This is a genomic window from Pseudomonas morbosilactucae, from assembly GCF_023241715.1.
Lineage (GTDB): Bacteria > Pseudomonadota > Gammaproteobacteria > Pseudomonadales > Pseudomonadaceae > Aquipseudomonas > Aquipseudomonas morbosilactucae.
In genome coordinates this window covers 47,510-54,740 of the sequence record NZ_JALQCW010000062.1, presented here as the reverse complement: position 1 = coordinate 54,740, position 7,231 = coordinate 47,510, and the positions used below count along the sequence as shown (strand labels likewise).

The 7,231-nt window shown below is 65.2% G+C and carries 6 protein-coding genes and 1 pseudogene; 5 read left to right on the top strand and 2 right to left on the bottom strand.

The window, feature by feature from the left end:
* Positions 1 to 193 precede the first annotated feature (193 nt).
* Together M1B34_RS22175 and M1B34_RS22170 are read right to left on the bottom strand one after the other, a co-directional pair.
* Positions 194 to 1,378 carry a porin gene (locus tag M1B34_RS22175; RefSeq protein ID WP_268266232.1) on the bottom strand — a complete coding sequence of 395 codons (1,185 nt, stop codon included), beginning with the start codon at positions 1,376 to 1,378 and terminating at the stop codon, positions 194 to 196.
* A gap of 204 nt (positions 1,379 to 1,582) precedes the next feature.
* Positions 1,583 to 2,614 carry an Ldh family oxidoreductase gene (locus M1B34_RS22170; RefSeq protein ID WP_268266231.1) on the bottom strand — a complete coding sequence of 344 codons (1,032 nt, stop codon included), beginning with the start codon at positions 2,612 to 2,614 and terminating at the stop codon, positions 1,583 to 1,585.
* 133 nt (positions 2,615 to 2,747) lie between these two features.
* On the opposite strand from M1B34_RS22170, the pseudogene M1B34_RS22160 reads away from it, so the two are divergent.
* The 5 genes and pseudogenes from M1B34_RS22160 to M1B34_RS22140 all read left to right on the top strand — a co-directional run bounded on the left by M1B34_RS22160 (position 2,748) and on the right by M1B34_RS22140 (position 7,219).
* A pseudogene (locus M1B34_RS22160) lies at positions 2,748 to 3,625 on the top strand (MurR/RpiR family transcriptional regulator).
* A 12-nt stretch (positions 3,626 to 3,637) separates the two neighbouring features.
* Complete coding sequence (locus tag M1B34_RS22155) at positions 3,638 to 4,393, top strand: transporter substrate-binding domain-containing protein (RefSeq protein ID WP_268266228.1); 756 nt, start codon at positions 3,638 to 3,640, stop codon at positions 4,391 to 4,393.
* Positions 4,394 to 4,500: 107 nt separating this feature from the next.
* A complete protein-coding gene (locus M1B34_RS22150; protein WP_268266227.1) occupies positions 4,501 to 5,220 on the top strand; it encodes an ABC transporter permease in 720 nt (239 codons plus the stop codon).
* Positions 5,217 to 5,927 (top strand): ABC transporter permease, encoded by a 711-nt coding sequence (locus tag M1B34_RS22145; RefSeq protein WP_123331227.1) that lies wholly within the window; start codon positions 5,217 to 5,219, stop codon positions 5,925 to 5,927. Before M1B34_RS22150 ends, M1B34_RS22145 begins: the two co-directional genes overlap by 4 nt.
* A 50-nt stretch (positions 5,928 to 5,977) precedes the next feature.
* Complete coding sequence (locus M1B34_RS22140) at positions 5,978 to 7,219, top strand: NAD(P)/FAD-dependent oxidoreductase (RefSeq protein WP_268266226.1); 1,242 nt, start codon at positions 5,978 to 5,980, stop codon at positions 7,217 to 7,219.
* Positions 7,220 to 7,231 lie beyond the last annotated feature (12 nt).

Sequence of the window (7,231 nt, the reverse complement as noted above, 5' to 3'; positions counted from 1 at the left end):
CCTACAAGGTGAGTCCACAGACGCCGCCAGCCCGGGCCTACCTGCCCTGTTGGTGCCGACGTCTTTGTAGGAGCTGGCTTGCCAGCGATGAGGCCCGCAAGATCGCCATCGCCGGCAAGCCGGCTCCTACACGGTGGGTCCACAGACGCCGCCAGCCCGGGCGCGATGCGCGTGCCGGGGCCGACGGCGGGGGTTACCAGGTGAGCACGGCACCTACGGCGAAGGTGTCGGTGTTTTCGTTCTGGGCGCTGGTTTCATGCCCGGCAATCTCGAACTGGTTGTACTCGGCCACCAACTTGAGGTTGTCGTTGATGTCGTGAAACAGGGCAATGCCGCGGGTTTCATAGTCAGCGCCGCTGCCGACCACGCCGTTGCCGTCGTCCTTGGTCTTGCCATAGGACAGGGCCAGGCGGTTCTTGCCGAGTTTGTACGAGCCCTGCAGCAGATAGCCCTTGCTGTCGACATTACGCAACGTGGCCTCGCCGGCGTTGTTGGTGAAGAACGGGTTGATGCCCTTGGCCTGGAACCCGGAACCGGTCAGGGACAAGCCGCCCATCTTCGCCTGCACCCCGTAGCCCAGGCCCTTGGAGGTCACAGAGGCCACGGTGGAATCGGTGTTGTCGGAGGTCTGGTAGCTGCCGTTGAGCCAGCTGTAGATTTTCGCCCCGCCCAGGTCGAACTGGTAGGTCACCTCGCTCTCGGTGCGCGGGTTCTTCTGGTAGGCCTTGCCCAGGGCGCTGCTGTCGTTGGTGTCCACCGGGTCCATGATCCCCACCGCCACCCGCAGGCCGTCCATCACCGGGGTGCGGTAGGTGATCTGCGAGGTGGGGAACGGGTACGGGTAGCCGCTGCCGATATTGCCGAACGACACCCCGCCGCCGTCCACCAGCCCCAGGGTGTCGCTGACCTGGCCGTAACCGGCGAGCAACTCGTCAAGCAGGATGTTGGAACGGGCAAACAGGCCGAAGTCCTTACCGATCAACACCTCGCCCCACTCCGGGTTGGCCACGGTGCCATAGAACTGGCGCACATCGATGGCGGTGTCGGTGCCGTTGGTTTCGCTGTCGTTGATGGTCACCCAGAACGACGCCCGGGCGCCGAGCTTGAGGTCGTCCACCTGCTTGCTCATGTTGAAGCCCAGGTAGTTGGGCAGAAAGCCCATCTTCACCCGCGCCTGGCGCCGGTCGAATTGGTCGCCGGCACGGTCGACGTCGCTGTTGACGTAAAAGGCGTTGATGTAACCGTCGGTGGAAAAGGTCGTCTGGTCTTTGTCGTAGAGCATGATTTCCGCCTCGGCGACGGTGCTCAGGCCAAAGGCAGACAGGCCGGCGATCAAGGCCGGAAACAGACGGTGCTGGCAGTTCTTATTGTTGTGCATGGCGCGCTCCGCAAACGGGGGACGAGATGTCGGAGGCGATTATCAAAAGGACGTGGGGCCCGGCCCATGCTGCCTTGGCGCTAAACGGCGGCTGCTTTGGAGTGGCGGGCAAGGCCCGGCAAACTCGACGTAAGACCGGGCCCCTACCGGGAGCAAAACTTAAGGCCTACAGACCCCGGCCCGAGAGGATGAACGACTTGCGGCTCAACCCGCCCACTGGCGCAGTTTGGCCAGCTCGGCGGCGGCCAGGGGGATGCCCTGGACCAGGGATTGGGCCCGACTGCGGTAGCGCCGGTCGCCCGGCAAACGCTCCAGCCCCACCGCCTGCATCTGCCGCACCAGCTCATCACTGCGGCTGGCAAAGCGCCCGCCCCCGGACTTGCTCGGGTCGATGACGATCAGCAACTGGCCGGTCCAGGGGGTTTGTGCGCCGGGGTGTTGGGACCAGTCGAACTCAAAGGAGAAATTGCCGCCGGTCAGCGCCGCCGCCAGCAGCTCGACCATCATCGACAGCGCCGAGCCCTTGTGCCCGCCAAACGGCAGCAAGGCGCCACCGTCGAGAATCGCCTTGGGGTCGCAGGTCGGCTGGCCCTGGCTGTCCACCCCCATGCCCGGTGGCAATTGCTGGCCCTGGCGCGCGGCGATCTGCACATCGCCATGGGCGATGGCGCTGGTGGCCAGGTCGAACACAATCGGTTCGGCGCCGGCCCGTGGCGCGGCAAAGGCAATCGGGTTGGTGCCGAACAGCGGCCGCTGGGCGCCGTGGGGCACCACGCAGGTCATGCTATTAACCACGCTCAGGGCCACCAGGCCGGCTTCGGCAAAGGGCTCGACGTCTGGCCAGAGCGCGGCGAAGTGGTGGGAATTGCGAATCGCCAACACCGCGATCCCGGCACTGCGCGCCTTCTCGATCAGGGCCTCGCGGGCCGCCGCCAGGGCCGGCTGGGCAAAGCCGTTGGCCGCATCCACAGCAATAAAACCACTGGCCACATCCTCCACCACCGGCAGCGCCTGGCCATCGACCCAGCCGCTGGCCAGGGACGCCAGGTAACCCGGGATACGAAACACCCCATGGCTGTGGGAGCCGTCCCGCTGGGCCCGGGCGCAGTTGTCGGCCAGCACCTGGGCGACCTCGACGCGGGTGCCGTGACGCAGAAAAATGCGCTGCAACAACTGGGTCAATTCGGACAGCTCAAGGTGCTCGATTTCGGCGTGCACGGGGGTGGCTTCGGACATCGCGGGCTCCAGTGGAGTGATTATTGGAAGTGGCCTGACTATCGCGTCACGCCAGTTATCTGTCAAATATTGACTTAATGACAGAAAACATTCACTTTCGCTCTCCAGTGGCACCCCAGCAGAGGACCGAGCCTTGAGCCAGCCCATCAAACAACGCCTTGAAAGCAGCTTGCCCAACGCCACCGCTTCGGGCCGGGCGATTGCCAGCTACATGCTGGCCAACCTCTACGAGTTGCCCTTCCAGACCGCCGCCGACATTGCCGACAAGCTCGGCGTCAGCGAATCCAGCGTCGGGCGCTTCTGCCGTGCCATTGGCTACAGCCATTTCAAAGACCTAAAAAAACGACCTGAAAAAACGACCTCGGCGAAGGCCCGTGGCTGGTCGGCGATCGGCTGCAGGAATTCCGTCAGCAGCCGAACCAGGCGCCCCAGGGTTTGCCCCGCAGCTTCGAGCTGGAAGTCGGCGCCCTGATGAAAGTCTATGAATACAGCCTGACCCCGGCCTGGCTCACCGTGGCCCAGCGCCTGGCGACCCGGCGCAAGGTGTTTGTCGCCGGGTTCCAGACCGAGCGCGGCATCGCCGCGTCCATGGTCCACCTGTTGCAGTATCTGCGCGATGACGTGCACTTGGTGGACGGTGCCGCCGGGCACTACGCCGAGGTGCTGCTGAGCCAGCCGGAAGATTGCGCCCTGGTGGTGTTCGAGGCACGGCGCTATTCGCGCCACGCCCTCAACCTCTGCCACAAGGCCCGCGAGGCTGGCATTGCGGTGACCCTGGTCACCGACACCTTCTGTGATTGGGCCGAGCAGAACGCCGATGAAGTGTTCCGCGTGCCCACCGAGTTCAACCTGTTCTGGGAGTCCACCGCAGCCATGCTGTCGCTGGTGCACCTGCTGGTGAACGAGGTGTGCAAGCAACTGGGCCCGGACGTCGAGCGCCGCCTGGAAGCCACCGCCGCCCTGCATAACGAGTTCGTGGGTTACACATCCTCTGCCAGACCAAAACAATAATCGAGGTGCCAAATGAAGAATGTCGTTCGCTTTGCCAGTGCATGTGCCATGGTCCTCGCCGGTGCTACCGGCGCCCAGGCTGAAGTGCTGAAAATCGCCACCGAAGGCGCCTACCCGCCCTTCAACTACGTGGACTCGGACAACAAGCTGCACGGCTTTGACGTCGACATCACCAACGCCCTGTGCGAACGCATGAAGGTCCAATGCACCCTCGTCGCCCAGGATTGGGAAGGCATCATCCCGGCGCTGCTGGCGAAGAAATACGACGCCGTGGTGGCCTCGATGATCGCCACCGACGAGCGCAAGAAGAAAATCGCCTTCACCAACCACTACTACCGCACCCCGCTGTCGGTGGCCGTGGCCAAGGACTCGGACATCACCGATGCCCAGACCGACTTCAAGGGCCGCACCGTGGGCGCGCAGTCGTCCTCGACCCAAGCCATCTACGCCGAAGACCATTACGGCCCGGCCGGTGCCGACGTGAAGTTCTACCCGACCCTGGACGAAGCCAACAGCGACCTGGCCGCCGGCCGTGTCGACGGCGTGATCGCCGACAAGTTTCCGCTGCTGGCCTGGGCCGAAACCGCCGGCAAGGACTGCTGCAAGATCATCGGTGACGTCAATGGCACCACCGCCGACGCCTCGATCGCCGTGCGCAAGGAAGACAACGCCCTGCGCGAGCGCCTGAACAAGGCCCTGGACGAGATCGTGGCCGACGGCACCTACAAGAAGATCTCCAGCCGCTACTTCGCCTTCGATATCTACTGACCGCCCCGGGCTGCTTGGCGGCCCGCCTCTTTCGAGTACCCCTGCCCTGCACTCACCCTTGAGTGCGGCGCCGGCGTGCAGGCTCAATTTGTCCTGAGGGTTCGAGCATGTTCGAACATCTGTCACTGTTATCGTTCGCCAGCGGCGGCTGGGGTTCGGCCTTGCTGGCCGGGGCCCTGGTCACCATCGCCCTGGCCCTGAGCTGCGTGCCCATCGGCCTGCCCCTGGGGCTCGCCGTAGCCCTGGCCGCCCGCTCGAAAAACCGCTGGGTGCGGGCCTGGGCCACCACCTTCTCCACCGTATTTCGCGGCCTGCCGGAGCTGTTGACCCTGCTGATCATCTACTACGGCTGCCAGATTGCGGCACAGAAGATCCTCGGCTCCATGGGCTACCCCGGCGAAGTGGCGATCAACACCTTTGTCGCCGCGATGATCGCCTTCAGCCTGGTGTTCGCCGCGTTCTCCAGCGAGATCTGGCTCGGCGCCTTCAAAACCATTTCCAAGGGCCAGTACGAAGCCGCCTCGGCCCTGAGCCTGTCGCGCCGTACCACCTTCACCAAGGTGGTGCTGCCGCAGTTGACCCGCATCGCCCTGCCGGGCCTGTCGAACAACTGGCTGTCACTGCTCAAGGACACCTCGCTGGTCTCGACCATCTCCCTGGTGGACCTGATGCGCCAGACCAACCTGGCCGTCCGCGTGACCAAGGAGCCGATGCTGTTCTACGCCGTGGCCTGCTTCGGCTATCTGTTTTTCTCGGCGTTGTCCGGGCAACTGTTCCGCTTCCTTGAGCAGTACTTCAACCGTCATCAACGGAGCGTGCGCCCATGAGCCTGGATGAATTGCTCAACCTGTTCCTCAGCCCCGAGTTGCTGGACCGCTACGGCGCGCGCTTTATCGACGGCCTGCTGGTCACCGGCAAGCTGGTGGCGATCTCCTTCAGCCTCGGCGCCGTGCTCGGCCTGCTGATCGCCCTCGCCCGCCTGTCCAACAGCCGCCTGCTGCGCCACTTCAGCGGCGCCTATGTGTACTTCTTCCGCGGCTCGCCGCTGCTGGCCCAACTGTTCATGCTGTATTACGGCCTGGGCTCGTTCAAAGGCTTCTGGCAGGACGTGGGGCTGTGGTGGTTCTTCCGCGATGCCTGGCTGTGCACCTTGCTGGCGTTCACCCTGAACACCGCCGCCTACCAGGCCGAGATCCTGCGGGGCAGCCTGCTGGCGGTGGCCCAGGGGCAGCGCGAAGCGTGCAAGGCCTTGAGCCTGTCTCGCTGGACCAGCTTTCGCAAAGTGATCCTGCCGCAGTCGCTGCTGGTGGCCATCGGGCCCCTGGGCAACGAGCTGATCCTGATGATCAAGGCCAGCGCCATCGCCTCCCTGGTGACCATCTACGACCTGATGGGCGTGACCAAACTGGCCTTCTCCCGCAGCTTCGATTTCCAGATCTACCTCTGGGCCGCGGTGCTGTACCTGGTGATCGTTGAAGTGGTGCGGCGCAGCCTGAAACTTCTCGAAGGCCGCCTCAGCCGCCACCTCAACTGACCGAACTCCAGCGGGACGCCCTGGCGGCCCGCGTACCAAGGATTGACCCCATGCATTGCCAAACCATCGTTCTGGGCGCCGGGATCGTCGGCGTCAGCACCGCCCTGCACCTGCAAGCACGCGGCCAGCAAGTGATCCTGCTCGACCGCCAGCCACCGGGCAACGGCACCAGCCACGGCAACGCCGGGCTGATCGAGCGCGCCAGCGTGATCCCCTACGCCTTCCCCCGGGACGTATCGAAGCTGCTGCGCTACGGCCTCAACCAGCAATCGGACGTGCGCTACAGCTTCAGCCACCTGCCCAAGGCCGGCCCCTGGTTGCTGCAATACTGGCGCCACTCCGCGCCCAAAGGCCTCGCCCGCGCCACCCGCGCCATGCTGCCGCTGATCGAGCGCTGCGTCAGCGAACATATGCAACTGGCCGAACCCGCTGGGATGCAGGGCCTGATCCAGGGTGAAGGCTGGATCGAAGCCTTCAACGACCCGGCCGCCTTCGCCAAGGCCCAGGCCGACGCCCTGGCCCTGGCGGAATACGGCCTGAACTACCGGGTGCTCGACCGCCAACAGATCCATCAACTGGAAAGCGGGCTGCACCCCGACGTGGTGGGCGGCCTGCACTGGCTCGACCCCAAGACCGTCACCGACCCGGGCGGCCTGACCCGCGGCTACGCCGAATTGTTCAAGCAGCGCGGTGGCCGCTTCGTGATCGGCGATGCCCTGAGCCTGCGCCAGGTCGACGGCCAGTGGCAGGTGCAGAGCGAGGCCGGCGTGATCACCGCCGAACAGGCGGTGGTCGCCCTGGGCCCTGAAGCGCGGGGGATTTTCGAACCCCTGGGCTACCAGATCCCCTTGGCGATCAAGCGCGGTTACCACATGCACTACGCGGCGCTGCCGGGCACCCGCTTGCAGCACCCGCTGCTGGACCCGGTGGGCGGCTACGTGCTGGCGCCGATGGTCGGCGGCATTCGCCTGACCACCGGCATTGAATTCGCCGACCGCGACGACCCGATCAATGAAATCCAACTGCGCCGCTGCGAAGCCCTGGCCCGCCGCTTCTACCCCCTGGGCGAACGGGTCGACGCCGAACCCTGGCTCGGCCGTCGCCCGTGCCTGCCCGACATGTGCCCGGTGATCGGCCCGGCCGCGCGCCATAAAGGCCTGTGGTTCAACTTCGGCCACGCCCACCACGGCCTGACCCTGGGCCCGGTCAGCGGCCGCCTGCTGGCGGAAATGCTCACCGGCGCCACGCCGTTCACCGACCCGGCGCCCTACAGCGCCGACCGCTTCCACTGATCGCCGGAGACC